Here is a 384-nt window from a genome sequence, read left to right on the forward strand (position 1 = left end):
CGGTAAGGATGTACACCAGACCGTTCCCTGTTTGAGAATGATGATTGTGCGCAGGTGAGGTTTCAGAGCTGCTTCAGTGCCAAGCTGATATTGCTCCTCGAGGTCGCATTCCTTCCCGGCAATGTTAACCGCCGTTTGAGTCGCCTGTGACGCTTCTTCAAGTATATGATTGATATTGTTGGCGGCATATCTTGCTCCCGCCAGGTACTCTGCTTTTGCGGAATACCAGAGCTGGATGTTCAAAATAGTGACACCGGTTATAAACAAGCATATCGCAATGAAGATGGGTATGAGTGTATTGCGCATTTGCTTGTCCCGGCCAAAGGGTTTAATACATGAAAATGCCATTCATTCGCTCGCACTGGCATCTACAGAGAGCATGGT

At 47.9% G+C, this 384-nt stretch carries 1 protein-coding gene; it reads right to left on the minus strand.

Features of this window, described 5'->3' with window-relative positions:
• Nucleotides 1–306: CSS-motif domain-containing protein (locus GO615_RS28495; protein ID WP_211167458.1), on the minus strand; the 306-nt coding region annotated here is incomplete at its 3' end.
• Between the last annotated feature and the right edge of the window lie 78 nt (nucleotides 307–384).

Source organism: Aromatoleum evansii (assembly GCF_012910805.1).
Lineage (GTDB): Bacteria > Pseudomonadota > Gammaproteobacteria > Burkholderiales > Rhodocyclaceae > Aromatoleum > Aromatoleum evansii.